The sequence below is a fragment of the Kitasatospora sp. NPDC001664 genome, assembly GCF_053596675.1.
Genome location: NZ_JBSFGS010000050.1, coordinates 1 through 16411, shown reverse-complemented (window position 1 = coordinate 16411; position 16411 = coordinate 1). Strand labels below are relative to the sequence as shown.

General features: G+C 71.9%; 9 protein-coding genes and 1 pseudogene. 7 read left to right on the top strand and 3 right to left on the bottom strand.

Annotated elements, in window-relative coordinates:
• Both ACWCYY_RS38765 and ACWCYY_RS38760 read left to right on the top strand, forming a co-directional pair.
• Positions 1-841, top strand: a pseudogene (locus ACWCYY_RS38765) (hypothetical protein); the annotation flags it as partial.
• Positions 842-847: 6 nt separating this feature from the next.
• Positions 848-10099: a toxin glutamine deamidase domain-containing protein gene (locus ACWCYY_RS38760; protein ID WP_449798749.1), complete on the top strand. Its 9252-nt coding sequence runs from the start codon at positions 848-850 to the stop codon at positions 10097-10099.
• Here the strand turns inward: ACWCYY_RS38760 and ACWCYY_RS38755 are convergent.
• Entirely contained in the window at positions 10086-11135 is a 1050-nt protein-coding gene (locus ACWCYY_RS38755; RefSeq protein WP_345289103.1) for a mechanosensitive ion channel family protein, read from the bottom strand. The two genes, ACWCYY_RS38760 and ACWCYY_RS38755, sit on opposite strands and share 14 nt — an antisense overlap.
• Before the next feature lie 92 nt (positions 11136-11227).
• Positions 11228-12133, bottom strand: a complete 906-nt coding sequence (locus ACWCYY_RS38750) for an AraC family transcriptional regulator (protein ID WP_449798748.1) — start codon at positions 12131-12133, stop codon at positions 11228-11230.
• Positions 12134-12182: 49 nt separating this feature from the next.
• On the opposite strand from ACWCYY_RS38750, the gene ACWCYY_RS38745 reads away from it, so the two are divergent.
• Positions 12183-12629, top strand: coding sequence for a DUF2000 family protein (locus ACWCYY_RS38745; protein ID WP_449798747.1), 447 nt, complete (start codon positions 12183-12185; stop codon positions 12627-12629).
• Between the two features lie 62 nt (positions 12630-12691).
• Complete coding sequence (locus ACWCYY_RS38740; RefSeq protein WP_449798746.1) at positions 12692-13447, top strand: N-acetyltransferase; 756 nt, start codon at positions 12692-12694, stop codon at positions 13445-13447.
• Between the two features lie 103 nt (positions 13448-13550).
• On the opposite strand, the gene ACWCYY_RS38735 is transcribed toward ACWCYY_RS38740, so the two are convergent.
• On the bottom strand, positions 13551-14804 hold the full coding sequence (locus ACWCYY_RS38735; protein WP_449798745.1) for an SUKH-4 family immunity protein: 1254 nt from the start codon (positions 14802-14804) through the stop codon (positions 13551-13553).
• 230 nt (positions 14805-15034) lie between these two features.
• On the opposite strand from ACWCYY_RS38735, the gene ACWCYY_RS38730 reads away from it, so the two are divergent.
• The 3 genes from ACWCYY_RS38730 to ACWCYY_RS38720 all read left to right on the top strand — a co-directional run.
• On the top strand, positions 15035-15418 hold the full coding sequence (locus ACWCYY_RS38730) for a hypothetical protein (protein WP_345289109.1): 384 nt from the start codon (positions 15035-15037) through the stop codon (positions 15416-15418).
• An 89-nt stretch (positions 15419-15507) separates the two neighbouring features.
• A complete protein-coding gene (locus ACWCYY_RS38725) occupies positions 15508-15888 on the top strand; it encodes a hypothetical protein (protein WP_345289111.1) in 381 nt (126 codons plus the stop codon).
• Positions 15889-16016: 128 nt separating this feature from the next.
• A partial coding sequence (locus ACWCYY_RS38720) for a WXG100-like domain-containing protein (protein ID WP_449798744.1) occupies positions 16017-16411 on the top strand: 395 nt, incomplete at its 3' end.

Here is a 16411-nt window from a genome sequence, read left to right as displayed (position 1 = left end):
CGGTGTGCCGGTCGCCGGATCGCCCGCGTACACCCAGGCCGTGCAGGCGGGGGCGGGCGAGGTCACGCAGGCGGTGCCCGCGAGTGGGGCCGCGAGTGCGGGGGTCCCGGCCGGTTCGCCGGAGTTCACGCAGGCCGTGCCGAAGAGCACCGGCGTCCCGCTCGACGGAACCGTTCCCGCCGAGCGTGCGGTGGCGCCCGACGGGACGACTCCCGCGATGAAGGTGGGGGGTACGGGCAGCGCCGCCGTGCCGGCGGTGTCCCCTGACGGGACGACTCCTGCGATGAAGGTGGGTGGCGAGGGTACCGCCGCTGTGCCGGCGGAGTCGCCCGACGGGACGACTCCCGCGATGAAGGTGGGCGGCGAAGGCACCCCCGCCATGCAGGCGCGGAGCAAGGGGTCCCCGTCGCCGTCCGTCGGTTCGGCGATGGCCGGTGGCTTCCGGATCGTGCCCGAGCAGCTGCGGGCCGCCTCCGGCCCGGTGCTCGGGGTCGCGGACGACCTCAAGGAGCTCTTCACCAGCATGAACGGCTACCTCAGCGGCATGCGCGGCAACTCGCCCTGGGGCAACGACGACGACGGGAAGTCCTTCGCCAACGGCGAGGACGGCGAGCCCGGTTACCTCGCCAACGAGAAGGACGTGCTGGAGGGCCTTGAGGCCCTCCCCCAGGTCCTCGAAACGATCGGGAAGCGCCTCAAGGGCATGGCCGACGGCTACGAGAACGCCGAGCAGTTCAGCCTCACCGGCATGGGCAAGCCCGAGCTCCCCCTCCCCGGCACCGGTCAGCAGGACCTGCTGCACCGCGACATCGCCGGCGGCAAGTACAACGGAAGGCACTGACCCACCATGGCTGTCGAACTCCCCGAGCCCCTGCAGTGGGTCCTGATGCTGCTCGCCGGTTCCCGTTGGCCCGAGGGCGACGAGGACCTGATGCGGGACATGGCCCGCCGTTGGCGGTCCGCCGCCGAGACGATCGAAGAGGGCGGGCGGGCCGCCGACTCGGCGATGAAGCGTGCGCTGGACGGCCAGCAGGGCGCGGCCATGGACGAGTTGTCGAAGAAGTGGGAGACGCTCACCCTCCCCGCCGACGGGAAGAAGCCCGGTTTCTTCCCCGGCATGGTGAAGGCCTGCAACTCGATGGCGGACAGCCTGGAGGCGATGGCCAACTCGACCGAGACGGCGAAGATCTCGATCGTGGCCCAACTGGGCATCCTGGCCTACGAGATCGCGACGGCGGAGGCGGCGGCGCCGGTGACGGCGGGGGCGTCGTTGGCGGCGATCCCGGCGGCGATCACGGCGAGCAAGCTGACGGTCCAGCAGATCCTGAAGAAGCTGGCCAAGGAGATCATCATCCTGGCGTTGAAGGAGGCCTTCCAGGAGGTCGCCATCAACCTGCTCGCCCAGTCGATCCAGCTCGCTGCGGGCAACCGCAAGGAGTTGGACGGCAAGGAGCTCGGGATGAGCGCGGCCGGTGGCGCGATCGGCGGCGCCGCAGGTGGCGTGCTGGGCAAGGGTCTCGGCGCGGCCGGCAACAAGCTCATCGGCAAGAACATGGACCGGCTCCCGGCCCAGATGGTCGAGGGCGCGATCACCGACGTCGGTGCGGACGCGTTCACGCAGTTCGCCCTCACCGGCGAGGTCGACGCGGGTCAGCTCGGCGGCTCCGCGCTCAGCGGCGGTGCCGGCCCCGCCATTCACCGCGGTGCGGGCGCCCTCAAGGGCAAGTTCAACTCCTCGGACATCCCCAACGCCTCCGACTTCACCGGTGGTGGTGCGGACGGCCCCGGCGTCGACGCCCCCAGCATGGGCGGCTCCGGCAACACGAGCTCAAACGGAAACTCGACGAGCGGCAACGGCTCCTCGAACAGCGGGACTTCGGGCAACGGCTCCTCCAACTCCTCGGACTCGAACGGTCAGAACGGATCAGGCTCCGACGGCCCGGGCAAGCCGGACAGCAGCAGCTCGAAGCCGGACACCAACGCCGCGCCCAAGCCGGAGAACCTGTCGCCGATCGGCAGCGACGGGCACCACATCCGGCAGCCGTACGCCGAGGGCGCTGACCCGGACACGGGCTCCAAGCCGGACAACCTGTCCCCGATGGGCAGCGATGGGCACCACATCCGGCAGCCCTACGCCGAGGGGGCCGACCCCGACCAGCACCTGTCGCCGATGGGCAGCGACGGCCACCGCATCCGGCAGCCGTACGCCGAGGGCGCTGACCCGGACACGGGCTCCAGGCCGGACAGCGGCCCGACCCCGCGTGGTTTCTCCGAGGACAACCCACGGACCTTCTCGACCGCCGGCCACACCGCCAACACCACCACCCCGACCCCGGACACCGCCCCGTACCAGGGCCCGAGCACCACCCCCCGCCACGAGGCCGCGCCCCAACTCGCGCCCTACGAGCCGCCCACCCAGCGCAGCGCCCCGGACCACACCCCGACGCCCACCCCCACCCCCACCCCCACCCACGACTCCGACACGACGCCGGCGCCCACACCGCGGACCGTTCCCAGCTCCGACGGCCCGCCGGCAGGTGTGCCGCACCAGCGTCCGGAGTCCGAGCAGTCGGACCAGACGTCCGGCACCCGGGTCAGCGGTATGGGATCCACCCCGCGCACCATGCCGACCCAGAGTCACTCGTCCAACCAGCAGGGGGAGTTCACGTCCACCCAGGTCGCTCCGGAGGCCGCGCCTGCCGCCGCCCAGACCTCCGGTGCCGTCCCGCCGGGTACGGCCGGTGCCCCGGCGCAGCCGGGCCCGCAGCCGGGCCCGCGTCCGGTCACCCCGCAGCCGACACCGACGCCGACGTCGACGACCGCGCGACCCGAGAATCCGGTCACCGCACTGCCGACCAACCCGGCCAACACCGGGTTCACCGGCAGGCCCGAGCAGCAGGCCCCGTCCCCGGAGGAGGGCACGGTCACCCGGCCGGAGCCCGTCCCGAACGCCGCCACGCCCGTTCGCAGGCTCGCCGACGTCCCGCCGGCGGAGCGGATGGACAACTTCAAGAGCGACCTCGAGTCGGTGACGGTGCAGGAGGGCGACGACTCGGTGGACCTGGAGGGGTCGAGCACCTTCATGGTGGTCAGGCCCAACCGGGTGGCCAACTCGCTTCCCGCCATCAAGGCCGATCCGGACTTCGACCTCTCGACGGCGAAGTACGTGGTGGACATCGACCAGGTCAGCGGTGACTTCAAGATGCCGACCGGAGAGTCGGCGTCGGCCAGCCGACCGGTGCGCGGCAGCCACTTCCAGGCCGCCTTCGGAGAGGTGAACGGCGAGACCTTCGCGGTGGCGATGGAGAGCTACCGGCACGACGGCAAGAACAAGGACAAGGACTTCGACAAGGTCTGGCCGGCACCGGACTACTTCGCCAGCGACGTGTTCCTGGCGCAGTGGCAGGCCGTCAGCGGTGCCAGGCAGAACAGCAAGTTCGACGAGAACGTCGAGACCCGGTTCGGCGACCCGGACACCCCGTTCCCCGACGCGTTCCCGCAGCACGTTTTCCGGCAGAACATCTCGGGTGACGACGCCAAGAAGACGCTCGGCGCCGTGCTGGACATGCACGCCGTCGAGCAGGTGGCCACCAAGCACGGGCTGAAGGTCGAGGCCCTGCTGACCCCCGAGACCTCGGCGGAGATCGGCACGCCCAAGGGGGGCAAGCAGAAGGGCGACAAGAGCCCGATCGACGTGGTCAGGGGCAAGAAGCTCGAGGACTTCGTCGCGCCCGAGTACCTCGCCGAGGTCAAGGCGGCGGCCGGGACCCGGGCTGACATCCCGCTCGACTCCGCCGGCTTCGCCGGTGTGATGAGCACGGTCAACGGCGGGTCGACCAAGGGCATCGTCGACCAGTTCAACCGGATGAGTGCGGATCAGGCGGCCGCCGGCGGTCGGGACACCACCTCGGTGGCCGAGATCAAGAAGGTGGTGGTGACGCTCGACGGCACCAACTTCCAGATGCGGTTCGACATCGAGAACTCCCGGCAGCCCCTGGCGGTCCACGAGGGGGGTGACGCCTCCCGCTCCGCTCCGCAGGACGCTCCGGAGAGCGGCGACTCCCGGGGTTCGTCGGCGCCGAAGGACCGCGCACTCCCGGACCAGTCCTCGTCCACCGACCGGGACGCGGGCTCGACTGACTCCGCCGCGCCGAGGGCCAGGGGCTCGTTCGGCTCGCCCGCGCCCGAGGACACGGACACGGGCACGTCCGACGCGCCGGCGCCCGTGGTGCGGCCGGTGAACCCGGACCCCGGTGCGCCGCTGCGGATGCAGCAGTTCGACGAGCTGATGAGCCAGTCGCGCCCGAAGGCCAGCCGGGCCGAGGTCGAGATCGGTACGGTCAACCCCGCCAGGATGCCGGCGGTCACGCTCGACACGGAGTCGGGCGGGCAGCCGATCAGCAAGGTGTTCGGGGTCAGCCACCAGTCGCACGACTACGCGACGGCGGAGGGCAGCGCCTCGGCCGGGCGCCCCGTGGCGGGTGGGAAGTTCTACAACGCCTTCGGGTTCAAGGAGGACGGCTCGACCTTCGCGGTCGCGATCGAGAACTACCGGGCCAACGGGGCCGGCAAGCCGCCGTACCGGGCGACCGACGCGTTCCTGGCGCAGTGGCACGCTGTCGAACTGGCGGGCGCGAACGGGGACCGGGGCTCGGTCAAGCAGAACCTCGGGCAGCCGAGCGGCGACGGTCCGCTCACCCTGCCGGACTCGATCTACCGTCAGAACGTCTCCAGTGACGACGCGAAGGCGCTGATCAAGGACGCGTTGGGCGGGGCCGTACCGCCGCAGACCTTCCCGGCGGGCAGCTCCGCCTACGCGAAGATCATCGCGACCGACAACGGCGACTCGACGAAGCGGATCGTCGAGCAGTTCAACGGGATGCGGCAGCAGCAGAACAGCATCAAGCGCGTGGCGGTGCTCCAGGACGCCCAGGGCAACTACCAGTTGCGCTTCGACGTCGACAAGACCGCACCGGCCGCTCCGGCTCCGGCCGAGGGGGACGGCGCGCCCCGGTCGACCTCGACCGAGCAGGTCTCCGGCTTCGGGTCCCCGGACCGGAGCGCGAAGGGGGACAAGGCGCACGGTCGGATGAACGGCTACCTCGGCCGGGTCGACGAGACCGACGTGATGGTGGTCAAGCGGCCGGAGAACGTCTTCGCGCTGAAGGCCGACAGCTCGATGGACACGTCGACGGTGGTCTCGATGTTCGACGTCGAGATGACCTCCGACGGCTACGTGCCGCACCCGACCAGCCCGGAGAGCCAGGCGCCGTTGGCCGGGGCGAAGTTCAAGACCGCGTTCGGGTACACCGACGACGGGCGCAGCTTCGCCGTCGCGGTCGAGAGCTACCGCTACAACGGGGAGAAGGACGCGAACAACGTCCGGATCAAGGACGGCGTGCCGTACTTCGCCAGCGACGTGTTCCTGACGCAGTGGCAGGCCGTGGACGCCCTGGCGCAGCAGAACGGGGCGGACGGGATCAAGCAGAAGGACGTGGCGAAGCAGCTCGGGAAGCAGCCGGTGACGGTGCCGTCCGGTCTGCCGGACTCGATCTACCGGCAGAACATCTCGGGCACCCCGGCGAAGGCCGCCCTCGTCGCGATCATGGGTCCGGACGCGGGGCCGTACAACCGCGTAGCGACCCCGGAGCAGGCCGCCCGCCTCCTGACGGAGACCCAGAACGGCTCCAGCACCAAGCAGATCGTCGACCAGTTCAACGACGTGGCCGGCCGCCGCGAGGGCGAGCGGATGGAGATCAACCGGGTCACCGTGATCCGGGAGGCCAACGGCAGCTTCCACCTGCGGCTCGACGTCGGCCAGGAGGCGCCGGTGACGACGCCCGCCGCCGCACCGGCGGGTCAGGGCCAGGTGCCGCCCGCCGCGGGCTTCGGCTCGCCGGGCCAGACGCCGCCGGTCCTCGGCCGGGTGACGCCCACCGCGGTCCCCGACGGGTCGCTGCCCAAGGCACCGGCCTCCCCGTCGGACGGGACGCCCCCGCCGCACCAGCCGGCGCCGGGGCACGGGAACGGCACCGGCCGCAAGCGCGGCCGGGACGAGGAACCGGACGAGACCCCGGACAAGTGGCGGCGCACCCCGGCGTACGAGAACAGCGACGCCGTGCTGATGGGCCGCGGCTACCTGCCGGCCAGTGATGCGCAGTACGACGCCCTGGCGCAGCACACCCAGGGCGCGAAGTTCCCGCAGCCGACCAAGGAACTGCTCGGCCTGGTGGACCCGCACAAGGTGCCGGTGACGCCGCCGCCCGGGTTCCGTCCCGGCAGCGACCTGCACAACTGCCTGGAGGGCGTCGAGGCGTACCGCGACACCCATTTCGGCCGCCCGCGCCCCTCGGGGCAGACCTTCACCGGCGAGGCGGAGCTGGGCGTGGCCTCGATGCTGAACAAGCGTCACGACGTCCCGCACCTGTTCGGCACGGGCCAGCCGGCCGTCGACTCCCTGATCGACAAGGTGAAGCAGGGCGGCCCCGGTGCCTTCGCCACCGTCATGGTGGGCAAGGAGGGCGCGGAGGGCCATGCCCTCGCGCTGGTCAACCTGCCCCCGCAGGACGGCAAGCCGGGCGGGCCGCACTGGGTCGACACCAGCAAGAAGACCTCCTGGCCCGCCGAGCCGGGCGCCCTGCCGGACCGGCGCGCAGGCGACTGGAAGGTCTGGGCCTCGGCCGTCGACGGCCGGGAGCAGACGCTGCCGGGCATGACGCCCGACCCGGAGTTCCGCGAGCACTTCGGTGCCAACGACACCCGCACCCCGGCAGAGGTGCAGGCGGCGGTCCGCGCCCGGGTGTCCACCCTCGCCGGGCTGATGGAGGGCGGGTACGCCGACCACAGCACCTTCCCGAACTCGAAGCTGGTCAACGGCTTCCTGCAGGACGGCGGGTCCGCGCCGCTCAAGTACCACCAGGTCGAGCAGCAGACCAGCGACTTCGAGCAGAAGGAGGGCAGCACCTCCGACGGCGCGCCGAAGAAGGGCGCCCAGTTCACCAACGCGTACGGCTTCGACGCCGACGGGCGCGGTTCCGCGCTGATGATGGAGAACTACAAGGCGGCGGGCGACAAGTCCTACTTCGCCAGTGACGGCTTCTTCACCCAGTGGGCGGCCGTGCACCCCGGCGGCCGGTCGGACAAAGACGTCCGGCGCCGGCTGGAGAACCCGTCGACCCTGGAGATCCCCGACTCCCTCCCCGCGAACATCTACCGGCAGAACGTCTCGGGCCAGCTGGCGAAGAACGCCTTGCAGGACGCCCTGGCCGGCGGCGGGAACGTGACGCCCGAACCGGCGGCCCCGTTCACGCGCCGGGGCGAGCGGGAGGGGTGGCTCGAACGGCAGAAGGAGCAGGGCATCCACTGGGGGCAGGACTGGCAGGACCGGCTCGACCAGAGCACCCCGGCCGACCGGGAGAAGCTGACGGAGTGGAAGCAGTGGGTCGACGGGCGTGCGTCCGCCCGTGACCGGTGGAACGAGGCGAACCCCCCGGCGGGCCAGGAGGGCGGAAGGCCGCTGCTGGTCAGGATGACGCCGGATCAGACGGGCTTCCAGGAGATCCTGGGCAAGACCGTGAACGGCAAGACCACCGGTGCCGTCGTCAGCGACTTCAACCTGATGAAGCCGGAGCACCGCGCGGAGATCACCGCCATCACGATCGGGCGTGACACCAGCGGCAACCTCAGCCTCCGGTTCGAGGTCGAGCCGGTCGCCGGCGGATCGTTCGGCTCGCCGGAGACGGACGTTTCGGACACCGGGGGCACCACGGACACCGGGACGCCCGCTCCCGCACCGCGGGCGTTGAAGGACGTTCCGCCGAGCCAGCGGATGACCGACTACTTCGACAGCATGGGTGAGCCCGAGCTCTACACGGTCAAGGAGCAGAACCTCCCGGTCCTGAAGACCGACCCGACCAAGCTCTTCTCGGGCGCCACGATCTTCGGCATCGAGCAGCAGTCCACGGACTACGAGACCTCGACCGAGAACGCGGCGGCGGGCCGGCCGATCGCGGGCGGGCGGTTCGCGACGGCGTTCGGCTTCAAGGACGGCAAGTCGTTCGCGGTCGCGATGGAGACCTACCGCTACGACGGCAAGGTGGTCCGCGACAAGGACGGCAACGTGCTCCTCGACGAGGACGGCAACGTCATGTACCCGGCGGGGAAGGAGGCCCCGTACTTCGCGAGCGAGGCGTTCCTGACGCAGTGGCAGGCCGCCTCATCCGGCGACCGCAAGCAGGCGGCCACCGCCCTGGGGACGCTGCACCAGAACGGCCCGTCCACGATGCCGGACTCGATCTACCGGCAGAACATCTCCGGCGGGCCCGCCAAGGCCACCCTCGACCTCCTGGTCAACGAGCCGGTGATCCGGCAGGAGGTGAACGCCCACGGCCGGGAGAGCGTCCTCAGCCCCGACGTGATCGCCAGGATGGACGCCGGCCAGACGCTCGCCGAGGCGATGAAGGGCAAGAAGCTGGAGGAGGTCGTCCGGCCGGAGGCCTTGAAGGACGTCCGGGAGAAGCTGCCCACGACCCTGGTCGGTCGCAAGGGCGACCCGGTCTTCACCCAGGTGCTGACGACCGACAACGGCAAGTCGACCAACAACATCGTCAAGCAGTACAACGGCATGAGCGGCGATCAACTCGCCATCTCCCAGGTGATGGTGATCAGGGACGGCACCAACTACCACCTGCGCCTGGACATCGAGCCGGCGCACGACAGGCCGGGGCCGCTCCCGGCACCCGAGGGCGGCGAGTCCTACCGGCCGGCCACCGGCAACCGTCCGGTCGGCGGCGAGGGCGGACTGCTCGGCCCCTCGGACGAGGACCAGGCACGCATCCGGAACGCGGTGCCGCACGAGGGCGGCGTCCCGAAGCGCCACCCGGATCCCGCGGACGGCGACTGGCCCTCCCGGATCAACGGCGACGGCAGCCACCTGCCCGGGCGGAGCACCAACTGCGTCGACACCACGCTCGCCGTGGTGGACACCTACTCGGGGCACCCCGCCGCCGCGGGGGCGCGCACGCCGGAGGCGGACGGGCAGCCGTCCGCCCTGGGCGAGGCGGGTGGCCGGCAGCGGATCGAGACCGCGCTCGGTGCCGAGTTCTCCGACCTGGGCAACGGCCGCGAGGCGTTCGAGCGGCTGGAGCAGCGGCTCACCGCGCAGGGCCACGGCTCGCAGGCCGTCATCATCACGGTGGACGACGACCAGCGGGCGCACTCCTGGAACGCGGTGAACCAGAACGGCAGGATCGTCTACGTCGACGGGCAGACCGGGCAGCACGGACCGGACCTGCACCGGCGTCCCGGCGACGGGTACGCCGGCCCGCAGGGCGTCTTCGCGATCCTGCTGGACCCCGAGCGCGCACCGGTCGGCCAGGAGCACGCCCCGGGGCAGCAGCGGACCGCTCCGGACCGGCCGGGCATGGCGGACAACCCGGCAGCGGGCCAGGACCAGAATCCCGGACCGGAGGTGCCGCCGGGGGCGACGCAGCTCCAACCGGGGGAGGAGGACTACTGGCCGGACACGGCCGTGCCCGACCGCACGGTGGACTTCCGGGACTGCGTCGTCCGGATCCAGAACCCGAACGACACCGGGCGCGGCGGCGATCCGGCCCATCCGGAGAACAGCAAGATCTGGCAGACCGAGTTCGGCCACACCCAACAGGGCGTCAACAACACGGTCAACAACTTCGAGAACGTCGGCATGTCCAACATCCCGCTGTGGCTGGGGGGCGAGTCCTCGCTCTGGTACTCGGGAGTCAGGCGCGATCCGCTGGTGACCATGGGCACGCAGGGCGGCCTCGACCATCCGGACTCCTGGGTGACCGTCATCCTGCCGCCCGGCGAGCACGAGATGGACACCCTGGAGCAGATCTCACCGGACAACGGCGTGTCGGCGCAGAACCGGGACGTCCCGGCGTTCGGCCTCAACGGCCAGATCCCCCAGGAGCGGTTGCTGCACTTCCAGCTGCGGGAGATCGACCACGCGCTCGGCAGGCGGCCGATGTCCGGGAACCTGGACGGCTTCGGCGGGAAGGTGCTGCGCAAGGCGGTGCGGGTCGGCGACCAGATCCAGCTGATCGAGATCAACCTGGCGTGACCGGGCCGGGCCGCCCCCGGCCGCCCTCTCCCGTGCGGATGCGGGGGAGGGCGGTGGGGTGGTGGTCGCGGAGGTGGGCGACCAGGTGTTCGCGGACCTCGAAGCGGAGGACGGCGACGTCGTCCGGGGTGCGGGCGGTCATGGTGGCCCGGACGACGATGGTGCTCGGGGTGGTGTCGGTGACCTGGAGGGCCCACTCGGTGGAGTCCCAGAGCGGGTTGGTGGCGAGGAACTCCTTGAGCACGGTGCGGAGTTCGGGCACGGGCGTGGTGTGGTCCAGGTGGAGCAGGACGGCGCCGAGCAGGCCCGGGTCCTTGCGGGTCCAGTTCTCGAAGGGCTTGCTGACGAAGTAGGAGGTCGGGACGATCAGGCGGCGGTAGTCCCAGAGGCGGATCACCAGGTAGGAGAGGGTGATCTCCTCCACCGTGCCCTGCTGGGTCTCGACCACCACCGTGTCGCCGATCCGGACGGTGTCGCCGAAGGCGATCTGCAGGCCGGCGAAGAAGTTGCCGAGCGCGCTCTGGGCGGCGATGCCGGCCACGATGCCGAGGATGCCGGCGGAGGCGAGCAGGCTGGCGCCGATGGTGCGCATGGCCTGGAAGGTCAGCAGCATGACGGCGACGGTCACCACGGCGATCAGCGCGCTGACGACCCGTCGGGTCAGGCTGAGCTGGGTCTGCACCCGCTGGACGCGGTAGGGCTCGTCGGTGACGGCCTGGTAGCGGAGGAAGAAGGCCTCCAGGACGGCGGCGACCACCCGGATGGTGAGCCAGCCGAGCGAGGCCATCAGGGCGAGCAGGACGGTGTGGTGGGTGTCGTCGCCCTCCAGGTCGAAGATCCGCTCGATCGGCCGTGCCGCCAGCAAGAGGCTTGTGCAGACCACGAGTTGGAGCGGGATGCGGCAGCGGCGCAGCAGCGCCCAGACGGGTGACTCGGGGTGGCGGCGGGCCACCCGTTGGAGGATCTGGTCGGCCAGCCAGCCGAGCGCCAGGGTGACCAGGACGATGGCGAGCAGGGCGGAGAGCGGCCAGAGCACGGTGTACCTCGACGGGGTCGGCGATTTGCACCATACCGTGGCGGTTTGGGGTGGCCCGGGAAGTGACGCGCGGTCGGGCACTCAGCGGGCGGTCAGCGGGAGGTCTGCGCGGCGGGACAGGTGGGGGAGGTACGCGTGGCGGGGAAGGTCTGCCCGGCCGGCAGGGCGAGGTCGGCCCGGACGGGCTGACCGGGAGGGCAATCGGGGCCCGCCGGGCGGGTGAAGCGGCCCGGGGTGGTGCCGAGGAAGCGCCGGAAGTGCCGGTTGAGGTGAGGCTGGTCGTGGAAGCCGACGGCGGTGGCGACCTCGGCCGGGGGCTGTCCGGCGAGCAGCAGACGGCGGGCGCGGTCGATCCGGCGGGCCGTCAGGTACTGGTGCGGCGGGATCCCGAAGGCGGCGCCGAACGCCCGGACCAGGTGGGTGGGGTGGGCGTGCAGCAGCCTCCCGGCCTCGGCGAGGGTGGGCGGGGCGAGCAGGTCGGCGTCCAGCAGGTCGCGCAGGTCCTGGGCGAGGCCCCGGGGCGGTGGCGCCCCCTCGGGGGCGTCCGGGCGCAGGTGGGTGCGCAGGCGGCCGGCGATCAGGGCGAGCCGGCTCTCCGCCTCCAGCTCCTCGCCGGGGCGGGCCAGGGCGGTGTGCAGGCGGCCGATGCGGTCCCGTAGGAGCGGGTCGGTGATGTCGGGGCCGTCCACGGCGGGGCCGGTGAGGGAGGTGTCCAGCTGGGTGGTGTCGAGGTAGAGGACGCGCTTGCGGAAACCCTCGGCGGTGGCCGGGGCGCCGTTGTGGGGGACGTGCGGCGGGAGCAGGCTGACGGTGCCGAGCGGGGTGCCGCGGCGGTGGCGGTCCAGCTCGTACCGGACGGCGCCGTCGTCCACGATCAGCAGGGTCCAGCTGTCGTGGACGTGCATCGGGTAGCGGTGCTCGGTGAAGCGCGCGTGCAGGACCTCGACCAGGCCGGGCACCGGCGGCCGCCACGCGGAGACCTCCTGACCGGGCGTCATGCCAAGAACGTACAAGACCGGGTGGGCGGGGACCGGGCAGTCTCGGTGCATGAGAAGCGAAGAGCAGAGCGCCGCGGCCGGGCCGGTCCGTTTCGACACCAAGATCACGGTCCTGCTGCGCGAGGACCTGGAGCCCTGGCAGCGGCTGAACGTGACGGCCTTCCTGGTCAGCGGCCTGGGCACGGCCGTGCCCGAGGTGATCGGGGAGCCGTACCAGGACGGGGACGGGGCCGGCTACCTGCCGATGTTCCGTCAGCCCGTGCTGGTCTTCGAGGGGACCAAGGAGGTGCTGACGGCCGCGCACGGCCGGGCGCTGGGGCGGGAGTTGCCGCTCGCGGTGTTCACCTCGGACCTGTTCGCCACCGGCAACGACCGGGACAACCGGGCCGCGGTGCGGGCGGTCGCCACGGCGGAGCTGGATCTGGTCGGGATCGCGCTGTACGGGCCGCGCAACGCGGTGGACAAGGTGCTGAAGGGCGCCAGGATGCACCCCTGACCGGTGGTGAGCTGGGAAAACCACGGTGCGGGGGAGGCGTTCGGCTGGTTAGGGTGCGGCCCATGAACGACGACCTGACCGTGACCACCCTGGCCGAGCGGCCCGAGCTGCGCGAGCGGCTCTGGGAGATGCCCGACACCTGGGCCCGGTTCATGGACCACGACCTGGTGGCCAACGCGCTGATGGGCACGATCGCCGAGCTCTTCCCGGAGCACGTGGTGGTGGCCACCGACGCCGAGGGCGCGCTGGTGGCACGCGGCCACAGCGTGCCGTTCCGGCTGCACGGGGAGGGCCGGGACGGCCGGCTGCCGGACCGGGGCTGGGACCAGGTGCTGCTCTGGGCCGTGAACGGTCACCGCCGGGGCGAACGGCCCGACACCGTCAGCGCGATCGAGATCGCCGTGCGGACCGACCTGCAGGGCAAGGGCCTGTCGGGCGTGGTGCTCGGCGCGATGCGGGACGCGGCGCGGGCGCGCGGGTACGCCGAGGTGGTGGCCCCGGTGCGGCCGAGCGCCAAGCACCACGAGCCGGGGACGCCGATGGAGGAGTACGCCTTCCGGGTGCGCGCGGAGGACGGCCTGCCGTACGACCCGTGGCTGCGGGTGCACGTGCGGGCCGGGGCGACGGTGGAGCGGGTCGCGCCGGTCTCGATGACCATCGCCGGGTCGCTGGCGGAGTGGCGGGAGTGGACCGGCCTGCCGTTCGACGCGACGGGGGAGGTGCTGGTGCCGGGGGCGCTGGTGCCGGTGCGGTGCGAGGTGGAGCGCGACCAGGCGGTCTACGTGGAGCCGAACGTCTGGGTGCGGCACCCGGTCTGACGGTCCCTGGGGGCGGGGCGGGGCGGGGCGGGGCGGGGTGGATGTGGCGCGGCGCCGGTCGGGAGGGTTCCCGGCCGGCGCCGTCGTCGTTCCCGGCCCCGGGTCAGAACAGGCCGTGCCACATCTGCTCGATGACCACCGACCACCAGGCGGTGTCCTTGCGGAAGGCGTCGGGGTCGATCGCGGCCAGGCCGTTCTGCAGCTCCGCCAGGGCGGCGCCCGCCTCGGCCGGGGCGAGCCCGGCCAGCGCCGGGCGGGCGGTGGCGAGCAGGGCGAGGCTGCGGTCGAAGGCGGCGACGGTGGTGTTGACGAACCGTCCGCTGCCGGTGCGCGGGTGGACGGCCCAGACCGAGCCGGCCTCGTCGCCGGCCGTCTGGACGGCGATCACGCACAGGCCGTCGGTGCCGATCCGGGTCCAGCCCGCCAGCACGTCCAGGGTGGCCGGCGCGATCGGGGAGCCGGCGGCCGTCAGGTGGGTGCGCAGGTCGGCGAAGAGCCCGCCGGGGGCGGGCCGGTCGGCCTGGTCGGCGGTGAAGAAGAGCGGCAGCTCGTTGGGCAGCCCGGCCCAGGTGAGGGTGGAGCGGGTGGCCTCCGGCAGCGCGCTGGCGGCCAGGTCGTCGGCGTCGTACCGGGTCACCAGGTCGAAGACGGTGGGGAGTTGACGGCCGAGGGCGACGTCGCGGACCGCCTCGGCCGGCTCGACCGAGCCGGGCTGCGGGGCGGGGGTGCGGTTCGGGCGCGGGGTCGGGCGCAGGCGCTCGGTGAGGGCGGTGACGCCCTGCGCGCGCTCGTCGGCGGTGATGCCGTACGGGAAGTCGTGGCTGACGGCCGCGTTCGGCAACTGCTCCAGCACGACGGCCGGGTAGCCACCGGGGAGGGTGGACGGGTACAGCGCGGTGTGGACCGCGGTGACCGCCTCGGGAGCGACGCCGCGGCGCTGGAGCTCGGCCAGCAGCTGGTGCTCCACCGGCGGGTGGCCGGGGGCGGCGGTCAGCTCGATCCGGACCGGCTGGCCGGTGGCGGTGTCGGTGTAGTCGGCGGTCAGCGAGTTGCCCGGGCCGGTGGCCGGACGCTTGCTCTCGCGGTACGCCTCGATGACCTCGTCCACCGGGATGGACGACCAGACCGAGAGCCGGCCGGTGGAGCGGTCGACCACGCCGCAGGCGTCACCGAGGTCGGCCGGGGGCCGGCGCTGCCCGGTGACCGGGTCCCGCTCCAGCGGCGCGGGCGCCGCCCAGACCACCCAACCGAGGTCGAACTCCCGGTGCCGGACCTCGCGCCGGGGCAGCCCGGCGGTGTCGGCGCCGCTGTTCAGCCAGGCGTCGGCGGTGCTGAGGGCAAGCTCCTGGGTGATCACGAGAACTCCTCGCCTGAGGGGACCGGTGCCGTTGTGTCGGCCGGGGTTTCGAAGTGTCGCTGCCGCGAGCCGGGACGAGGCTACCCGTTGCAAGGTCGAGACCGAACGAGCACGGTACGGGTACAGCCATGAAGTAAACATTATGATCTCATGGGCAATGCTGTGGACGGCCGGGGAAGTTGGCCCGGACGGACCACGGCGGAGATGCATACGGGGCAGGGGGACAGGCGATGGCCACGGACCGGGACATTCCGGAGATCACGGACGACGAACTGCTCGACGTCGCCGACAATCCCGCGCAGGCACGTGAGTTGCACCGCGCCCTGCGCACCCTCGCCGACAACGACTCCGTCGGCCCGCAGCTCCAGCAGATGGCCCGGGACGTGCTCAGCGGCCGCGTCGGCATGCGCGAGGTGGTCGAGTCCGACCGCTACCTCAACGCGATCGGGGAGCGGCTGGGGCAGATGCGCACCGCCGCCGAGAACCTCAGCCCGGCCGACCGCGAGGCCTCGGAGGCTCGGGCGGTCAAGCTCCGCGAGGACTACGAGGCGGAGTTCGGGCCGGACGAGCCCGAGGAGTGGGAGCACGGGGGGTTCGGCGCGCAGCAGCGCTGAACGGTCCGCTCGGAGCGGCCGTACGCGGTGAGCGGTGAGCGGTGAACTGACCGGACGGGTCATCAGACAGGTGTAGTGGGGGAGCCGAGATGGCACAGCAGATCGTGGTGGACCCGGACAGTCTCCGGTCCGAGGGCAGGAACATGGGCCGGATGGGCGAGGACTTCCTCGCCGCGGTGAAGAACCTCTCCAGCCGGCTGGAGGCCCTGGAGAAGGGCGACACCCCGCCCTGGGGCGACGACGACCTGGGCGAGAAGTTCGGCGTCGTCTACGAAGGCCTGCGCGACGGCATGAAGGAGTCGATGCAGTCGCTCGGCGAGCGCATCGGCGAGATCGGCCAGAAGCTCCAGGGCATGGCCGCCGCCCACGAGGCCAACGAGAGCCAGACCAGCGACGACCTCCGCACCATGGAGGGCAAGCAGGGCACGGTCGGCCAGCGGGTCCAGGCGCTCTACCGTCCGCACCACTGACGCACCGTCGTCCCACGGCGTGCGCGGCCGGGTCCGAGGAGGGCCCGGCCGCGGCCGTTGCACCGCCCGTTCGTAGTTCGCGTGGTTCTCGTAGTTGAAGTCTTCGTCACCGCAGGGGGAATGACCAGATGGCGCTCATGTTGCCGGACAGCGTCGAGTGGGTTCTCGAGATGCTGGGCTTCGACTGGCCGACGGCGAATGAGGACAAGCTTCGTGAGTCGGCGCAGGTGTGGCGTGACTTCGCCGATCAGGTGGAGGAGTTGCACTATCGGGGTGCGTCGGCGGCGAACGGGGTGTTGTCGTCGAACTCGGGTGATTCGATCGACGCGTTCGGCAAGACCTGGGAGAAGTTCTCGGGTGGTGGGGGCGGGTATCTGGCGGATGCGGCGACGGCCGCGCGGTTGATCGCGGCGGCGTTCGATGCTGCTGCGGTGATCGTGATCACGTGCAAGATCGCGGTGATCGCGCAGTTGGTGGCGTTGGCGGTGGAGTTGATCGCCGCTCAGGCGGCTGCGCCGTTCAC